The sequence below is a fragment of the Pedobacter alluvionis genome, assembly GCF_003664035.1.
GTDB lineage: Bacteria > Bacteroidota > Bacteroidia > Sphingobacteriales > Sphingobacteriaceae > Pedobacter > Pedobacter alluvionis.
In genome coordinates, this window is record NZ_RCCK01000010.1 from 238,961 (window position 1) to 257,701 (window position 18,741).

An 18,741-nucleotide genomic window follows, 5' to 3' on the forward strand; every position below is an offset into this window, starting at 1 on the left:
ATGTTATTTTAATAGGGAAAGCATGGTTTTAGCATAACGCTCGCCAAGCATGCGGTAGCCCTGCGCATTGAAATGTAGATTATCTGCCGCATCGGTACAGCCAGCTGATGATATGATGTGTGCATTGGGAATTGTTTCTGGCAAGCTTGCAATAATTTTATTCATCGATGCGCATTTTCCTCCCTGATCCGCATGAACTACCTCGCCGGCAAGGAGTGGCGTGGATGCCGGATTTAAATTCAAATCCCTGATTAGATTCTCATAAACTACCTTCACTTTTTTTGGCCATTCCTGATCGCCGGTGTTGGATTCTCCCTGGTGCATCAGAATACCTTTGATAACCCCTGATTGCTGGGCAACTTTGGCTAACTCCACCAAACGGCCGTACGGATTTCCGCCGTATTCGTTTAAGGCTGACTTCATCCATTCTGGCGCAGTGGCCGTATAGGTTTGATAAGTATCTTTATCAAATAACTCAATTTTGCAACCACCAACTGCTACATTAATAATTCCGATGCGCACATCTTCGGGAAGTGAATCCAGGAGGGTTCTTCCGAAATAGTCCATTGGCGTTAAGCCAGTTTTGCAGCGGCACAAAGGTGGTTTAGCAGTATACCAATTTCCTTTTGTTCTGCCTAACTCCGGACAGTCAACTGCCTGCAGCACGCTGAATCTGTTATTTACTGTTGTATCCTGAGGTTCGAAAGGCGCATTTCCTTCCATATTAGATTGACCGAAGCTTAGGAAAACATATAATTTAGTGTTCTGCGCATAAGATTTTTCGCTATTGCACCACAAAGATGCAAGCAACAAGGCAATTCCTAATGGTTTGCTGTAAGCTTTAGGTTTGATCAATTTCAGAGCAACGTTATTCAGGTTGGTGCCTATCGTTTTTATCGAATATTTTAGTCCTTTTGTGATGATTTGTTTCATATTAATTTCCATCGTTTAACCTGAAGCTAAAATATTAAACGCTGCAGATTGTGAATAGCATTTTTCATCATAAAAAATGCTCAAATGGGCAAAATTTAAGGCCAGCCTGATAGCTGCGATAAACTAATTCAGCCAGTTTAAATAAAAGATTATAAGCTAAAGCATTAAAAAAAGCGGGCGTTATACTTGTTTTTTAAGTTTATAATCAACATTTCTGCTATCATATTATTCAAAGTTTCCATACTAAATTCTTCTTTTAACATAGTTTTATCCTTTGCCTATCTATAGTTTTCGAATCTGTTTTATCCGAAAAATTGCGGCAAAATTTTAACCAAATAAATGAACATTAAAGATGAAATGTTGCATTTCGAAAGATTGAGAATTGCTGTTCATCAATAATAAGTTTGTGATCAGGAAAACGATAAATAGTTAGAATACTAAATTAAAAATAATGGAAGCAGTGTCAATAAAAGTTGCCATCGTAACTGGTGGTGCATCCGGACTGGGGCTGGCAATTTCGAGGTTACTTTATGTAAACCATCGCGCATCCTGAATGGAATAATTTTTTATAACCGTATATAACCAAAAATGAATAATAATGAATCTAAAAATTAAAAACCAATCTATTTTGGCCGTTGCGCTAATTGCTGCTTTAGGTAGTTCGTGCCAGGAAGGAAACAAGCCCTCAGAAAAAAATGAAGCTGCAAAAACCAAAGCAAAACACTACCTTTCTGAACCGCTGGTGAAGGAAATTTATACTGCAGATCCTTCTGCACATGTTTTCAATGGTAAAATTTACATCTATCCATCGCACGATATAGAATCGGGCGTAAAGGAAAATGACAACGGGGATCATTTTGATATGAAAGATTATCGGATTCTTAGTATGGACAGTATAGGTGGAAAGGTTACTATTCATGATACCGCACTCTCCGTGAGTGACATTCCATGGGCGGGCAGGCAATTATGGGCACCTGATGCGGCCTATAAAAATGGTACGTACTATCTCTATTTTCCTGTTAAGGATAAAAATGATGTCTTCAGGATAGGCGTAGCAACTTCCAAGGATCCAGCCGGACCATTCAAAGCAGCCAAAGAGCCAATTGATGGAAGTTTTAGTATTGATCCTGCAGTTTTTACCGATACTGACGGAAGCAGTTACATGTATTTTGGTGGAATCTGGGGCGGACAGCTTCAACGCTGGAAAGACGGAAAATATGATCCGAATGGTTCTAAAACTGATTCTCAGAAGGAAAACGAACCTGCTTTGAGTGCAAAAGTTGTAAAACTAAGCAAGGATATGACTGCTTTTGACGGGAAAGTAAAAGATGTTGTAATCTTAGATCAGCAAGGCAAACCTTTTCTTACCAAGGATCATGACCGCAGGTTTTTTGAAGCCGCCTGGGTACACAAATATAATGGAAAGTATTATTTTACTTATTCAACAGGCGACACTCATTTTCTGGCATCGGCAATATCGGATAATCCATGGGGTCCCTTTAAATATCAGGGCACTTTCATGACTCCTGTTGAGGGCTGGACTACTCATCATTCCATTGTTGAAGTCAAAGGTAAGTGGTATATCTTTTATCACGATACACAACTTTCGGGAAAAACACATTTAAGAAACGTGAAAGTAACTGAACTTAATCACCTTAAAGATGGTACAATTGAGTTGATAAAACCCAATAAAGATTAAGTTAGCAAGTAAGAATTAAGTTAAACCTTTCTAAAAAAGAAAGCACTGGTATTACAAAGCCAGGTTTTCTGAATTTTTTCTCTTCAGGCTCAGCTCGTGCTGAGCCTGAAGATTATCAAGATGTTCTATATCGTATTATCTAAGGTACTTCGACTATGCTATCATAAACAGGTTCCAATAGAGAAATCGTCATTGCGAGAAGGCTTTTTCAGCCTTCTCGCAATGACGATTTCTCGGGGAGATCTACAACATTAAATTCTCCTGTCTCTCATATTAATTTTATTCCATAAATTACCTCTCAGGATGACAATTAGAAAGGCCCTGCTCTCCATCCGATAGTTATCGGATGGAGAGCAGGGCCTTTAAACTGATTATACGACTTAGTGTCGCCTGTTATTTTGAGTGATAGATTTTATCGTTACCGCTATAATCCAACCATTTAAAACTTGCTGTATTATCGCTCTGCTGGCCGGAAGACGTGGCGTACAAGGCGAACAGCGATCCGATAAATCCACCGGCCGCCTGTGTGCTTAAATATTTACCGTCAACATCATTTTTTAACGTAAGCCAGCCTTCGTTCCCTTGTTTATATTTAAAATCATATAAACCTCCCTTAGCTTCAATTTCAAGCTGTATAGCTGCGGATGGATTTGAAAGTGGTAATTCAGTAATTAATATCATATTTCCGGCCTTTTTATCGCCTTTAAAAAGCTGAATGACCGTTTTGTTTTCTTTAATGGATTTGCATATTAAGTAAAAATTAAATTCTCCCTGGAAAATCATTAATCCTGCTTTCTCATTTTCGGATTTCGGAGTGAATTGAAGCGCTGTGCTGGCTTTACAGAACGTATGCTGCTGACGTTTTCCAAGAAACGCCGGATTGGTTTTCTCCATAACGGTTTCAGGCTTAAGTTTCATCGTGAACCCATTTTTCTTGCTTAAGCTATACCATGAACTGTCATTTTTCCTTAAAAAAAGTAAAGATTGGTCTAACTTTTTATCAAATGTAGTCCTGTAAGAGAAGTTTCCGTTTTGTGGTGGCGCGCCTGCTTGTTTGATTTCTTTATAATCTGCTGTATACTGATATTGAACTTCCTTAAAATCGGGATTAATTACAGGCCATCCATTTGTCCATTTAACAGGTGCAATAAAGGTTTCTCTTCCGGTGTTATAGAAATTCCCTTCGTATGGACGCACAGCAAGAAAAATAGCGTAGGTTTTTCCATCAGGTCCTTCCACCAGTTCTGCGTGGCCTGTAGAGGTTATCGGATTTGGGCGGTTTGGATCTAAATCCCGCTGGGTTAGGATTGGATTGTTTTCGTAAGGAACATAAGGGCCGGTAGCTGATTTGCTTCTAAGGATAACCTGAGAATGATTTACACTTGTTCCACCCTCAGCAGCACAGATGTAATACCAATCTTCGCGTTTAAAAATGTGCGGTCCCTCAATCCATACCGGTTTTTTAGAAATATCCACTCCGCCATTTACAAGCAAATGTTCTTCTCCGCTAACTTTGAGTGTTACAGGATCGAATTCGTACGTCCGGATGGTACGGTGGCCACTGTAAAGTGGTTTATTGTCCGGGGCATCACTATTGTAAACGATATAGGCTTTATCTTTATCGAAAAATAAAGATGGATCGATCCCTTTTACATCGCGAAGCCATACCGGGTCGCTCCATGGACCTGCAGGATTTTTAGCGGTCATCACAAAATTCCCTCCCTTATCTATATTGGTACAAGTCATATAAAAGGTTCCTTTATGGTAATTAATGGAAGGTGCGAACAAACCACGCGAGGTTCCATCGCCCAGAAAAGTCATCTGCGTATTTCTATCGATTACATTTCCAATCTGTTTCCAGTTTTTTAAATCCTTGCTGTGAAAAACAGGGATGCCAGGGAAATAAGAAAAAGTAGAATTAACCAGGTAATAGTCAGTACCTACTTTAGTAATACTGGGATCTGGATAAAAACCAGCAAGAATTGGATTTGTAAATTTTATTTGTGCAAATGCTTGTGAGGTGAAGCAGAGCAAGAATAAATAAAAGATTTTTTTCATAATTGTATATTTGGCTATTGAAGAAAATATGGTCAAGATTTTTGTTGATTTTTTTACACTTAAATCTCAACCTAAAAATTGCTGCATGTATTTAATGATGTAAGTTTTCGGTTTTTAAAGTTTCACTGATCCCCAATTCGAGTCCCCGTAGTTCGGCAAGTCCTTTCAGTCTTCCTATGGCAGAATAGCCGGGGTAAGGATTTTTATCCAGGTCATCAAGCATTTGGTGGCCATGATCAGGCCGCATATAGATGGATCTGTCCTCTGCGCGCATGAGTTTTACGATTGCAGTGACTAAAACAATCATATCTGCACTTCCTTCCAGGTGATTGGCCTCATAAAAATTGCCATTATCCTCTCTTTGAACGCTTCGCAGGTGTAGAAAATGTATTTTGTTTCCCAACCGCTCAATCATTCCCTTTAAGTCATTATCTGGCCGGGCACCAAAAGAACCGCTACAAAAACAAATTCCATTGGACGGCGCAGGTACAGCTTTTAATATTTTATGCGCATGCTCTTCCGTACTCATAATTCTTGGTAAACCTAAAATCGGGTAGGGAGGATCATCCGGATGAATGGCTAACTGTAGCTCGCTTTGATCAGCCGTAGGGGTGATTTCCTGCAAAAAACTGATTAAATTATTGCTCAGTATTTCTGCAGAAATGTTTTTATATCCTTCCAGTAAAGTAAGCACCTGATCTTTAGTGAAATGATCTTTGCTTCCTGGAAGGCCCTGCAGGCAGTTACTCATCAAAGTGCGCTGCTCTTGTGGATTAAGTTTAATAAAGAAACTTTTGGCATCTTCCAATTCCTGGGGTGTATAGTCATCGGTTGCACCGGGTCGGTTTAACAAATAAAGGTCAAAAGCAATAAATGCGGTTTTCTCAAATCTTAATGCAAGTGCGCCGGTGTGGGTTTTAAATTTCAAATCGGTCCGCATCCAGTCTAACACGGGCATAAAATTGTAGGTGATTACTTTGATTCCGCAATTTGCCAGATTTTTCAGGCTGACTTTATAATTTTCAATCCATAGCTGATAAAGTCCCTGCCTCTTTTTGATGTCCTCATGTACTGGCAGACTTTCGACCACTTCCCAGGTTAGTCCACTGGACTCAATAATCGCCTTGCGGGCCAGTATTTCTTCCTCCGGCCAGATTTCGCCAACGGCGATGTGATGTAAAGCAGTTACCACTCCTGTACAGCCTGCCTGCAGAATATCGGCTAGCGTAACAATATCATCGGGGCCATACCAGCGCATTGTTTGAATCATTTTCATAGCAGAGCAGTATTGTTTTGAAGTATATTTTGATCGCAAACTATCATATTTCTAATTTGCTTTTTTAAGTTGATCTGCAATATTTTCCATTTCTTTTTTAATGGTCTGTTTCATATTTGGTTTTTTAGCCCCTGGTCTTATAAAGAAAAGATATTTCGCCTGCAGTTTATTTCGTGCAATCGATTGCCAAAAACGTTGCATAGCTTTTAATTTTTTCTTAGCTTAGTGAAGTTTAAGGTCAATTATTTTTCGAAATGCGCTCTGGTTCGGTCTCTTTCTAAATTATCTATAACCTAAGTTCATTAAAGATTTTTAAATAAATGATGATTTGTTCCGCCCAATGGTATTTTTGAACATTTTTTCCATCAATATAATCAATGGTTCCATCATCATGCGGTGCATGCACTTAAGTTTGTAGTGATAATTAATTCTGGCAGTTAATCAATTAATCCTGCCAACCAACTCTAACCAACTAAAATGAAAAGATTAATCTCCATCTTAGCAACACTGATTTTTATTCAAACCACAGTTTTCGCGCAAAAGCAGATTCCTGTGGCTCCTGAAGGTTTTGACATTAGTCAGGCAGAAATCCCCCATGGAAAAATAGATACGATACAATATGCGTCAAAAACGGTCGGAACAACCAGAAAAGCCACCGTTTATTTTCCGCCAGGATATCTGAAATCTAAAAAATATCCGGTTTTATATCTGCTCCATGGCATCGGTGGGGATGAAAAGGAATGGCTGAATGGTGGGAAACCTCAGGTCATCTTCGACAACCTGTATGCTTCGGGCAAGCTGGAACAGATGTTGGTTGTGATGCCAAACGGCAGGGCGATGAAAGATGACCGTGCCACGGGAAATATTATGGCTCCGGAAAAAGTTGCTGCCTTTGCAAGCTTTGAAAAGGACTTGCTTCTGGATCTGATTCCTTATGTGGAAAAAAATTATAATGTTTTTAAAGACAGAAACCACCGTGCCCTTGCCGGCTTGTCTATGGGTGGTGGACAGTCTTTGAATTTTGGATTGGGTAATTTAGAAACATTTGCCTGGGTTGGTGGCTTTTCTTCTGCGCCAAATACCAAAGTGCCTGCAGAATTATTACCAGATCCGGCAAAAGGTAAAGCCATGCTTAAATTGCTTTGGATTTCTTGCGGTGATAATGATCGATTGCTTAACTTCTCTCAACGTACCCACGAGTATCTGGCAGATAAAAATGTGCCACATATTTATTATATCGAACCAGGTGTGCACGATTTTAAAGTATGGAAGAATGATTTGTATCTGTTTAGTCAGTTGTTATTTAAACCTGTTGATCAGGCTTCCTTCCAAAATTATAGTCTCAACCCTTAACGCCTGATTGTTCTTCTCCATGAAAAATTTTGTGCTACTGCTGCTCTTCATCCATGTTGTTTTCTCAGGTGCTGCCCGGCAAAAACCAAAACCAAAATTAAAATTATGGTATAATAGCCCGTCCGGACAAATTTGGGAGAACGCATTACCGGTTGGTAACGGGCGGCTTGGTGCAATGGTTTATGGAAATGTTGTTAATGAAATTATTCAGTTAAACGAGCATACCCTATGGAGCGGTAGCCCCAACAGAAATGATAATCCTTTAGCCTTAGATTCACTGGCCCGCATTAGGACGCTTATTTTTCAGGGTAAACAAAAGCAGGCAGAATTGCTCTCCAATAAGGTTATTATCAGCAAAAAGTCTCAGGGGCAGATTTTTCAACCTGTTGCAGATTTACACCTGGATTTTGCCGGCCATGAGGGCTATACAGACTTTTACCGCGAGCTGGATATCAGTAATGCGGTAACCACCACCAGTTATAAGGTAAAAGATGTTGTTTATACCAGGCGTGTTCTGGCCTCACTGGCCGATGGTGTAATTGCGATAGAGCTTCGCTCGAGTAAACCAGGTGCGTTAAGCTTTACCTCTTCATTATCTTCCCTGCAGCCCTCTGCAAAAATCAACACACAAGTGCCGGGACAAATTGAAATTACCGGAACCTCAACCGCACATGAAGGCGTACCGGGCCTTGTCCGTTTCAATGGCATTGCAGCATTCAAGAACGTTGGCGGTAAAATCTCCAGCACGGAGCATACAATTGTTGTCGAAAATGCTAACGCGGTAACTATTTATTTATCTATTGCTACAAACTTTATCAATTACAAAGATATTAGCGGGAATGAAAAGTTAAAGGCCAGGGAAATGCTGAACCGTGCATTCCCGAAAAAATTTAAGACGATTTTAAAAGCCCATCAGTTACAATATCACAAATATTTTGATCGGGTAGATTTATCCCTGGGCGCTGCGGATTTTGAAAATGTGCCTACTGATGTCAGGCTCAAGAATTTCAATTCCGTTAACGACCCGCAGTTTGCGGCCCTATATTTTCAATATGGACGCTACCTGCTCATTTCGAGCTCTCAGCCTGGTGGCCAGCCTGCTAACCTGCAAGGCATCTGGAATAATAAATTATATCCAGCCTGGGACAGTAAGTATACCATTAATATTAACGCAGAGATGAACTACTGGCCCGCGGAGAAAACAAATCTGGCCGAATTGCATGAGCCTTTTTTGAAAATGGTCAAAGAACTGAGCGAAACGGGAAAGCAAACTGCTCATGATATGTATGGTGCCAGAGGGTGGATGGCACATCACAACACCGACATCTGGAGAGCTACCGGCGCTGTTGATGGTGCATTTTGGGGTACATGGAATCACGGCGGAGGTTGGGCCAGTCAGCATCTGTGGGAGCATTATCTTTATAGCGGAGATCAGGCATTTCTTAAATTAGCTTATCCAACCTTAAAAGGAGCGGCAATGTTTTATGTTGATTTCCTGGTTAAAGATCCTAAAAGAGGCTATCTGGTCATTAATCCGGATATGTCTCCTGAAAATGCTCCTGCAGCACATCAGGGCTCCTCGCTTGATGCAGGAACCACAATGAGTAATCAAATTGTATATGATGTTTTTAGCACCGTCATCCGTGCGGGAGAAATTCTTGGTGAAGATAAAGCGTTTGCAGATACCTTGAAAAAAATGCGCAGCCAGCTCCCGCCAATGCAGGTTGGGCAATATGGCCAGTTGCAGGAATGGATTGATGATATTGACGATCCAAACGATAACCACCGGCATGTATCTCATTTATATGGTTTATTCCCATCCGCTCAGATATCGCCATACCAAACCCCTGAATTGTATTTAGCAGCCAAAAAGACGCTGGTCCAGCGTGGCGATGTTTCTACCGGATGGAGCATGGGATGGAAAGTGAACTGGTGGGCAAAACTCCTGGATGGAAACCATGCATACAAGCTTATTCAGAACCAGTTAACGCCCGTAGGTGGAAACCGGGCTGGTGGCGGTACTTACAATAATCTTTTTGATGCACATCCGCCTTTTCAGATTGATGGTAATTTTGGATGCACTTCCGGTATCGCAGAGATGCTTATGCAATCAGATAATGGCGCCATTCAACTTCTGCCTGCACTGCCCGATGTCTGGAAATCAAATGGACATGTTAGTGGTTTACGGGCAAAGGGAGGATTTGAGATTGTTAAACTGGAATGGGTAAATGGCATGATCACTAAACTGGTGATTAAATCGCACCTGGGCGGAAATTTACGGATCAGGGTGCCTAATGAATTAAATTTATCCAAACTTGAAGCCAAAAATGCAATGGGTGAGAATCAAAATCCTTTTTTCTTCATGACAAAAACGCCAAAACCGATGGTCTCCAAACTGGCACCTGGCGGATCTGTTGATTTACCTGAAACTCAATTATATGATATTAAAACAGATGTAGGAAAAGTCTACACCCTGTATAAAAAAATAAAATGATTATAACACAATTTATGATTCGTAAACCAAAACTGAGCGCCGTAACGAGAAAGCATATTTTTTATCTTTTGGGTTTTATGATCAGCTGGACTGCCAATGCAAATGGCCAGGATAGATTATATGCCAATGAATTCCCTCTTCAGTCAATTCGTCTTTTAGATGGGCCTTTTAAACATGCCCAGGACCTGAATTTAAAAACACTGCTTGAATATGATGTCGACAGATTGTTGGCGCCTTACCTGAAGCAGGCTGGTCTGAAACCTAAAAAAAGTTCCTATGAAAACTGGGATGGTTTGGATGGCCATGTAGGAGGTCATTACCTTTCTGCACTTTCAACAACTTATGCCGCAACAGGAGATGGGGAATGTAAAAAAAGATTGGATTATATGATTAAAGAGCTCAAAGCTTGTCAGCTTGCAAATGCCGTAAATCATCCCGGCTGGGCGATTGGTTATGTTGGAGGCGTGCCTAACAGTGCTGAAATCTGGTCAACTTTCAAAACAGGTGATTTTAAAGCATTCGGTAAAGCCTGGGTTCCCTGGTATAACGTTCATAAAATGTTTGCAGGCCTGCGCGACGCCTGGCTGTATTCAGCTAATGAGGATGCTAAAAAGATGTTTATAGGTTTCTGTGACTGGAGTATTGAGATCACATCTAAATTATCTGACAAGCAAATGCAAAGCATGCTGGGTACCGAACAAGGTGGGATGAATGAGGTTCTTGCAGATGCTTACCAGATTACCGGAAATAAAAAGTATTTGAATGCTGCTATGCGTTTTTCTCATCATCAGTTACTTGATCCAATGTCACACAGGGAAGATAACCTGAACAATAAACACGCAAATACCCAGGTGCCCAAAGCGATCGGTTTTCAGCGTATAGGCGAATTAAGTCATGCAGATAATTACAAGCAGGCCGGTCTCTTTTTTTGGGAAACGGTTTCCCATAACCGCACACTTGCTTTAGGAGGAAACAGCAGGAGAGAGTTTTTTCCAAGCCCGGCTTCTGCGCCTGATTTTATCAATGATGTAGAAGGGCCGGAAAGCTGTAATACCTACAATATGTTAAAGCTTTCTGAAGGACTTTTCCGTGATCAGTCGTTTGGAAAATATATGGACTTTTATGAAAAAGCTTTGTTTAACCACATTTTGTCTGCCCAACATCCCGTTCACGGTGGCTATGTTTATTTTACACCTGCCCGGCCAAGGCATTATCGGGTATATTCTGCCCCAAACAAAGCCATGTGGTGTTGTGTAGGGAGTGGAATGGAGAATTATGGTAAGCTTGGGCAGGTAATTTATACCCACAGCAAAGATTCGCTTTTTCTAAACTTATTTATAGCCTCGCAGCTTGACTGGCAGAAAAAAGGTATTAAACTTGCACAAAAAACTTCTTTTCCTGATGCTGAAAAAACCAGAATCGAGATTGAAAAGGGAAATGCAGACTTTACTCTGATGGTAAGATATCCGGCATGGGTAAAATCAGGGGAGCTAAAAATACGCGTGAATAATAAAGAAGTAAAAAGCGATGCAGATGCTTCATCCTATGTTGGAATAAAAAGAAGCTGGAAGAAAGGAGATATTGTGGAGATTGAATTGCCTATGCATACCAGCCTGGAGCAATTGCCAAACCTGCCGATTTACAGCGCAATCCTTCACGGGCCGATATTGCTTGCTGCGAAAACCGGAACTCAGGATTTGAAAGGACTTGTAGCCGATCAGAGCCGCTGGGGACATATTGCCAGTGGCGAAAAACTACCTGTAGATCAGGCGCCGATATTGATAGCAAACGGCGCTGAACAGGTGATCTCAAGTGTAGTACCTGAAAAAGGAAAGCCAATGGAATTCAGCTTTGCAAACCTCAAGATCATTAATCCTGCCAAGTTAGATCTGGAGCCATTTTATAAAATCCACGATTCCAGGTATATGATGTATTGGATGACACTGAGCCAGGGCCAGTACAAGAACTATCTGGATTCCCTGCAGACTTTGGAAAAAGTAAAACTTTTACTTGAAAAAAGAACGGTAGATTTTGTGGCACCAGGAGAACAACAGCCAGAGGTTGATCACCAGTTGCTCCAAAGCGCTTCCCAAACCGGGACTTTTGCAGACCAGTTCTGGCGTTCAGCCAATAATGGTGGATATTTTAGCTATCTGCTTGAAACCAGAGGGGAAACCGACCTTAAAATTTCGCTTAAATATTGGGGCGCAGAATGGGGAAAGAAAGTTTTCGATATTTACATTGACGATAAAAAACTGCTGACCGTAGATAATTCAGAGAAATGGAATACTTCTGAATTCAAGACAGAGGAATACGCAATACCTCGCGAGTTGCTTTCAGGAAAGAAAAATATAAGGCTTCGGATTCAGACTTCGCAGGGAAATACATCGAGTGCAGTTTATTATATACGCCTGCTTAAAAATGTCGGTAATAAATAACCACTCCTCAAACAGAACATTTACTTCAATATGAAAATAACGAAAATATTAATTGGGCTCATTAGCCTGGTCATGTGCGCGAAGGCAACTGTGGCACAAACAGACCAACAGCGTATATTTAGCCCTGATAAGAAACTGGAGCTGGTGTGTAGTCCGAAAAAATTAACCTATACAGTTTCCTACAATGGTAAGCAGGTACTCTCTGATTCAAAGCTGGGCCTTATCCGCGAGGATGACGATTTTTCAAAGGAGCTTACTTTAATCAAAATTTCAAAACCAGCGATGGTGACCCAGGATTATACAATGGTCAATGCCAAAAAAAGTTCCATTTCCTACAAAGCCATCCAGACAACTTTTGAATTTAAAACCGATAAAGGGAACTGGATGAATGTCATTTTTAATGTTTCTAACGATGGAGTAGCATTCAGGTACGAATTCCCTGAAAAGAATAAAGACTTAAAACGAATAACAAAAGAGTCGACCAGTTTCCGTTTTTTAGCTGGAACAAGGGCCTGGATGCAACCTAAAGCCGATGCGCAGACAGGTTTTGAACACACTAATCCATCTTATGAAGCTCATTATAATATGGATATACCGGTGGGAACGCCATCAAGCAGTTCAAATGGTTGGGTGTACCCGGCTTTATTTAAATCAGGTCAGGTTTGGATGCTCCTCACCGAAGCAGATCTGGGACGGGGCTACTGCGGAACCTCACTGGCTCAAAACTCGGTTAATAATGAGTATTTGGTTAATTTCCCTCAGCCAGCCGAAGGTATTCCAGGTGCTGCTATACTGCCTGAATCGGCTTTGCCCTGGAAAACGCCCTGGAGAATTATGGCTATTGGCGATTTGAAGACGATTTCTGAATCCACCCTGGGAACTGATCTTGCCCAGCCAGCTCTAGCAATGGATAAAGCGTTTATTCAGCCCGGAAAGGCCGCATGGAGTTGGGTGCTTGAAAAAGATGCCGCAACAATCTATCCCGTGCAGAAAAAATATGTTGATTATGCGGCCAGCATGAACTGGCAATACAGTTTAATTGATGCTAACTGGGATGAAACGATTGGGTATGACTCTATTGCTGTGCTTGCCAAATATGCAAAGGAAAAACATGTTGGACTGCTCCTTTGGTACAATTCTGCCGGAAACTGGAATACGGTAAAATTTACGCCAAGAGATAAACTGTTAACTCATCAAAGCAGGGTTCAGGAATTTGCCCGTTTAAAAGAAATGGGGATAAAAGGCGTAAAAATAGATTTTTTTGCCGGGGATGGACTATCGATGATCAATTATTATCGGGATATTTTGGAAGACGCCGCCAGTTACCAATTACTGGTTAATTTTCACGGTGCCACCCTGCCAAGGGGATTACAAAGAACCTATCCTAATTTGATGACTACTGAGGCTGTATTTGGCTACGAAATGATTTCTTTTGGACAGGATGCAGCAAATAAGGCTCCTTCACATTCCGTGATGAGTGCAATGGTGCGAAATGTATTCGATCCAATGGATTTTACGCCAATGGTATTGTATAAAATTCCTGGAGTAAAACGGGTGACTACGTCCGCTTTTGAACTGGCCACTTCCGTGGTTTTCCTTTCCGGTATCCAGCATTTTGCAGAAACACCTTCCGGTATGTCTCATGTTCCGGATTTTGTAAAAACCTTCCTAATGGAATTGCCAAACAACTGGGATGATACCCGGTTTATTGACGGTTACCCCGGTCAATTTTATATCGTAGCCAGAAGAAGCGGCAAAAAATGGTATGTTTCTGGTATTAATGGCGAAAATAAACAAAGAGACTTATCGCTTAATTTAGCTTTCCTGGCGAATAAAAAAGCGAAGTTGATTTTTTCAGAAGGATCTGATGAGGTTAATTTAAAATCTAAGGAAATAACATTAGGTCACGATGGGAAATTGGGTTTAAGCTTAAAAGGAAATGATGGTTTTGTACTGGTTTTTGAAGATTAATTAGCTACTGGAAACTTATTATCGTCATTGCGAGAAGGCTTTTTCAGCCGACAGCCTGCCCCGATTTTCGGGGAAGCAATCTTAATGCTAGCGATAGTAAGATTGCTTCGTCTATTATAATGATATCTATGTAAGTATTGATTATCAGTGTTTTTTTGTGGACCTCATCCATGAGTCCTGATGGTTACTCGCAAGACGATGCGGTGAAGAAAAGATTAACCACCAAGACACAAAGAGCACCAAAATATAAGGCACACAATGCCTTATATGCTCTTATATTTCTTATATGGTGAAAAACTATAATAAAAGTAAGACCCTGAAACAAGTTCAGGGTGACGGATCTTGGGAATGATCGTCATTGCGAGAAGGCTTTTTCAGCCGACAGCCTGCCCCGATTTTCGGGGAAGCAATCTTTATCGTGAGGTTTGAGCGTAAAAGATTGCTTTGTCCTTCCTCCTCGCATCCGATGGCTATAGGATGACGATTTTTCTATTTGAATAATGGTAGAGGTTAGAATTTTTCAAATACGTCGGAGGATTGATGACAGATATACAAGGGTCGTCATCTCGACCGGAGCAACGCGAAGTGGAGAGATCTATCGAAACAGATTTAGCTTCGCTGAGCCTTCGGGTTCTCGACTGCGTTGCACTCCGCTCGAAATGACGGTAACAGGAGAGAATTTTTATTTGTAGATTAATTACTGTTATTTATATTGATTTATACCATAAATTATCCCTCAGGATAACATTCTTTATTATGGTACAGACGCTATATTCTCTAATTGTAATCCCTGCTTTTAGTTAATTCTTTAAGCGATTGAAGATCATGTACAGGGCGCTCAATATCAAATGGAATCTCCCTTTTACTAAACTGTTGGAAATACAGCAGACAGGCGTCTTTCCATATTTGTGCATCTCTCGACTGGGTTCTAAGTTTCGACTGTACTTCCTGAAACCGTTCCTTGTCTATTGCGCCGTCCATTCTATCCCAGTCTTTTTGAAAAGACCTTACTTTATTAACACCGCGATCATAACGCAGACAGAGCTCTGTCCATAAATCATTTCCACTTTTTAAACGGTAAGACCAGGGAACGTGATGAAACCAAAGAAGGTAAATTTCAGGACAGGTTGAAAGGCTATTTAACTTTGAGCTCAATGGCTCGTGGTATTGGTCAACCGCATCACTTCCGTTACGGGTTCTGTCAAAACCAATTCCCTGCTCATCAGCTTTATGGTAATAAACAGATGTCCAGTCTGCACGGATTTTATCATTAGAAAACCATGGCGCAGGTCCGTAATGATGACCTTCCGCAAAAATATGGTGTAAACCTAGTGGCATCATATAATCAACGGCTGCCTCCCTGCTTTCCATCATTATCCCCTGAACAGTTTTAGCAAATTTAGCGTCGGTTTTTTTTTCTTTTGAATCGAGAAAGGTCTGTTTAATCCATTCTGCGGCGATTACTTTACTTTCAAGTTTATTATTCCATGCAAGTCTTCCAAATGCATACCAGTTGGCTTGTGCAAAGGTGTGTCCGGTCCAGTTTACATCATTACCAATGTTAGCCACTCCAGCAATGGCGGTAAAATCAGTTTTGCTTAGTGAGCCATCGGTGCAGGCGGCAACAGTGCTGCCCTTCCCATTTTTAAAAGTATCATTATTTAAACACTCTTCCCATAAGGTAGAAAGGAAAACAAGTTGCTTTGAGCCACCCAGGTACTCCTGGGTAATTTGAAATTCAGGCATAACGGGCGTTTTTGTCATTCCTCCAAATAAGGGACTGAAAGGTTCTCTCGGCTGGAAATCGAGTGGGCCATTTTTTACCTGTAAAATTACATTTTTCCTGAACGCTCCATCCAGCGGTAAAAATTCTTTATAAGCTTGTTTGGTTCTGTCCTCAGGAGATGGATTGTAAACAAAGGCACGCCACATCACAATCCCTCCGAAAGGTTCCAGCGCATCCGCCATCATATTGGCACCATCAACATGGGTTCTGCCATAATCCTGTGGTCCTGGTTGTCCTTCGCTGTTGGCCTTCACCAGAAATCCACCGAAGTCTGGTATAAGGGCATAAATTTCTTTTACTTTATCCTTCCACCATTGTTGAACCTGAGGATCTAATGGATCTGCCTTTTTTAATTTGCCTATAAGCACAGGCGAAGAAAAATTGACTGATAGATAAGTTTTTATCCCGTAAGGGCGTAAACGCTCAGCAATCGCACGTACTTTCTCTAAATAAGGTTTAGAGAGAATTTTGGCGGATGCATTGACATTATTTAAAACAGAACCATTAATGCCGATAGATGCATTTGCCCTTGCATAAGCTGTCCATTTCTCTTTATCCTGCTCTGTAATACTTAGTCCGTTTTCTTTTTCTCCCCAGAATATTGAACGACCAGCATAACCTCTTTCGATGCTGCCGTCAAGGTTATCCCAATGGTTCAGGATTCTTCTGGAATAGGAAGGGTTTGAAACGAACCTTCTGGCAGGGCTGCCAAGATATTGACTTCTGAGCAGCTCGTAAGCGCCGTACAATAAACCTAGTTCTGTTCTGGCACTTATTGCGGATTCTTCCAGCTGAAATCCATCACCTTTAATTGCCGGATTGTCGCTAATCCTGAGGTTTAGAACCATGTCCGGTTTTCCGTGCCAGCCTCTTTTAAGCTCAGCAATCGCGAGGTCTACCACAGGCGAGTGACCAGGACCGGAAACGGTGACTTTAATATTGGAATTGCCTCTCAGCCACAGGGCTTGACCATCTTCTGCTTTCAATAGCGTTGCTTGTGTTAACATCAGCAATGCAACAATAATCATCCTTTTAATATATGCCATTTTTCTTTCTATCTAATGCTTTAAAGTATTTGATCCAATATTTCGGGTTGTTCCTTCCGAACCTTCGTGTTATTCATACAAACCCCGGTTCGATTATTAATATTTCTTTAAAGGTCTATTACAGACATTTCGTTCATAGCTGTTACCCTGACCTGTAGCGCAGCGGAAAGCTACGCAGTAAATTTATTTCATGGTCTATTTAGCATTAAAGATGCTGAAATAAATTCAGCATGACGATCGAGCTAGTTTCACAGGCTTAAAATGCATGGATGTTTATCGTTGCTGAAAACTCCACCAGTCTATATCTAAAGACGCAGATGGGTTTGGGCTGGTTACCAAAAGATAAATATCAATTTTGCCTTTTACCTCCCCGGTTTTCACCGATAAAGTTTGTAAGCCACTTTCGTCTTTTTTCGAAGATACCATTTTTGCGATTTGCTTTCCTGTTATACTTCCTATGCGCACTTCCAGACTTGAGCCTGAAGAAAGTCCGCTTAATCTGGCACTAAAGGATTTAGGCCCTTTTTTTCCGAAGTCCACACCCTGAATTTTAATCCAGGCGTTATTCTTTAATCCGGTAACCAGCATTCCGCCATCGTCATTGTTTTTAGTCGCAACCCCGTTTTGATCCTGCAACATTTCAGCCTGGTTGCGTTCATAAGGATTTACTGCGCCAATTTGTGTTACGCCGTTTTCGGTATAGATCACCTGGGCGATTGTACCGTCGGCATTATAATTCAATTCTTCTATGGCCAGGTTTCGTTTATAAACCGGAGGAATACCTTTTTTAATAGCCACAACTCTGTTGTGATAGGCATGGTACCATTTTCCTTTAAATTCGAATATGCCATGGTGATTATTGTTGTTGTTTTTAGGTGGTTGTGCACCGATAATGCCTTTGTAAACAAATCCGGTTGTTGGACTTTTACTCATCATATAATCAATCCTCATCTCTGCTTTCGGGTTTGAGGAATAGGAGAAATAATAATTTCCATTCCGTTTGTGCATCCATGAAGCTTCAAAAAAGGAAGGTACATGAAAAGAAGTTGCCTGACCATTTATGCTAATCATATCTTCATTAAGTTTAATTACCCGCATATTATCATCACCATTGCCTCCAAAATATAAATAGGCTTGGCCATCGTCATCTAAAAAGGCCATAGGATCAAACAACCACATATTTTTTGCAGGCTGTACACCAGGAGTTTCATTATCAATTAACTTTTTGCCTAATGGATCTTTAAACGGTCCGGTGGGAGAGGAGGATGTAGCTACACCAATCCCAGATCCGCCATTACCGAAATAAAGATAAATTTTTCCATTTCTGGCAATAACTGAGGGTGCCCAGGTTCTATTGGCCCAGGTTACGTCTCTTGGCGCCTCAAACACCACACCATGATCTGTCCAGTTTTTCATATCGCTACTTGAAATACAAACAATGGATTTCATTTTATAGCCACTATTTTTATCATCCGAATTGTCATCATCGTTCGATGCATATAAGTAAACCCTTCCGTTATAAACCAGTGTAGCAGGATCTGCCAGGTGCCGGTGGCTGGCAATATGATCATCGGCAAAGGAATTTTTTGCCAATGTGAATAACAAACAAAACAGGACTGAGAGTTTAAAATATTTTTGGTTTAGTTTTTTCATTAAAGTTGTTTCTAAGGTGTTGTCGATTATTTAT

11 protein-coding genes are annotated in these 18,741 nt (G+C 40.9%); 5 read left to right on the top strand and 6 right to left on the bottom strand.

Annotated elements, in window-relative coordinates; translation table 11 throughout:
• Positions 1 to 3: 3 nt before the first annotated feature.
• Entirely contained in the window at positions 4 to 933 is a 930-nt protein-coding gene (locus BCL90_RS01220; protein ID WP_121283411.1) for a sialate O-acetylesterase, read from the bottom strand.
• A gap of 598 nt (positions 934 to 1,531) precedes the next feature.
• Here BCL90_RS01220 and BCL90_RS01225 point away from each other — a divergent pair.
• Positions 1,532 to 2,632, top strand: a complete 1,101-nt coding sequence (locus tag BCL90_RS01225; RefSeq protein ID WP_121282146.1) for a glycoside hydrolase family 43 protein — start codon at positions 1,532 to 1,534, stop codon at positions 2,630 to 2,632.
• A 393-nt stretch (positions 2,633 to 3,025) separates the two neighbouring features.
• On the opposite strand, the gene BCL90_RS01230 is transcribed toward BCL90_RS01225, so the two are convergent.
• From BCL90_RS01230 to BCL90_RS25525, 3 genes are all read right to left on the bottom strand, one after another.
• On the bottom strand, positions 3,026 to 4,690 hold the full coding sequence (locus tag BCL90_RS01230) for a glycoside hydrolase family 43 protein (RefSeq protein WP_121282147.1): 1,665 nt from the start codon (positions 4,688 to 4,690) through the stop codon (positions 3,026 to 3,028).
• Positions 4,691 to 4,781: 91 nt separating this feature from the next.
• On the bottom strand, positions 4,782 to 5,966 hold the full coding sequence (gene uxuA / locus BCL90_RS01235; RefSeq protein WP_121282148.1) for a mannonate dehydratase: 1,185 nt from the start codon (positions 5,964 to 5,966) through the stop codon (positions 4,782 to 4,784).
• A gap of 51 nt (positions 5,967 to 6,017) precedes the next feature.
• Positions 6,018 to 6,167: a hypothetical protein gene (locus tag BCL90_RS25525; RefSeq protein ID WP_166792147.1), complete on the bottom strand. Its 150-nt coding sequence runs from the start codon at positions 6,165 to 6,167 to the stop codon at positions 6,018 to 6,020.
• A gap of 276 nt (positions 6,168 to 6,443) precedes the next feature.
• On the opposite strand from BCL90_RS25525, the gene BCL90_RS01240 reads away from it, so the two are divergent.
• The 4 genes from BCL90_RS01240 to BCL90_RS01255 are packed head-to-tail and all read left to right on the top strand — an operon-like array spanning position 6,444 to position 14,222.
• Complete coding sequence (locus tag BCL90_RS01240) at positions 6,444 to 7,319, top strand: alpha/beta hydrolase (RefSeq protein ID WP_121282149.1); 876 nt, start codon at positions 6,444 to 6,446, stop codon at positions 7,317 to 7,319.
• 19 nt (positions 7,320 to 7,338) lie between these two features.
• Positions 7,339 to 9,813 carry a glycoside hydrolase family 95 protein gene (locus BCL90_RS01245; protein WP_121282150.1) on the top strand — a complete coding sequence of 825 codons (2,475 nt, stop codon included), beginning with the start codon at positions 7,339 to 7,341 and terminating at the stop codon, positions 9,811 to 9,813.
• Complete coding sequence (locus BCL90_RS01250) at positions 9,810 to 12,251, top strand: glycoside hydrolase family 127 protein (RefSeq protein ID WP_208529824.1); 2,442 nt, start codon at positions 9,810 to 9,812, stop codon at positions 12,249 to 12,251. Before BCL90_RS01245 ends, BCL90_RS01250 begins: the two co-directional genes overlap by 4 nt.
• Positions 12,252 to 12,281: 30 nt before the next feature.
• Positions 12,282 to 14,222 (top strand): glycoside hydrolase family 97 protein, encoded by a 1,941-nt coding sequence (locus BCL90_RS01255; RefSeq protein ID WP_121282151.1) that lies wholly within the window; start codon positions 12,282 to 12,284, stop codon positions 14,220 to 14,222.
• Positions 14,223 to 14,999: 777 nt separating this feature from the next.
• On the opposite strand, the gene BCL90_RS01260 is transcribed toward BCL90_RS01255, so the two are convergent.
• Both BCL90_RS01260 and BCL90_RS01265 read right to left on the bottom strand, forming a co-directional pair.
• A complete protein-coding gene (locus tag BCL90_RS01260; protein WP_121282152.1) occupies positions 15,000 to 17,054 on the bottom strand; it encodes an alpha-glucuronidase in 2,055 nt (684 codons plus the stop codon).
• Positions 17,055 to 17,327: 273 nt separating this feature from the next.
• Entirely contained in the window at positions 17,328 to 18,707 is a 1,380-nt protein-coding gene (locus tag BCL90_RS01265) for a glycoside hydrolase family 43 protein (protein ID WP_121282153.1), read from the bottom strand.
• Between the last annotated feature and the right edge of the window lie 34 nt (positions 18,708 to 18,741).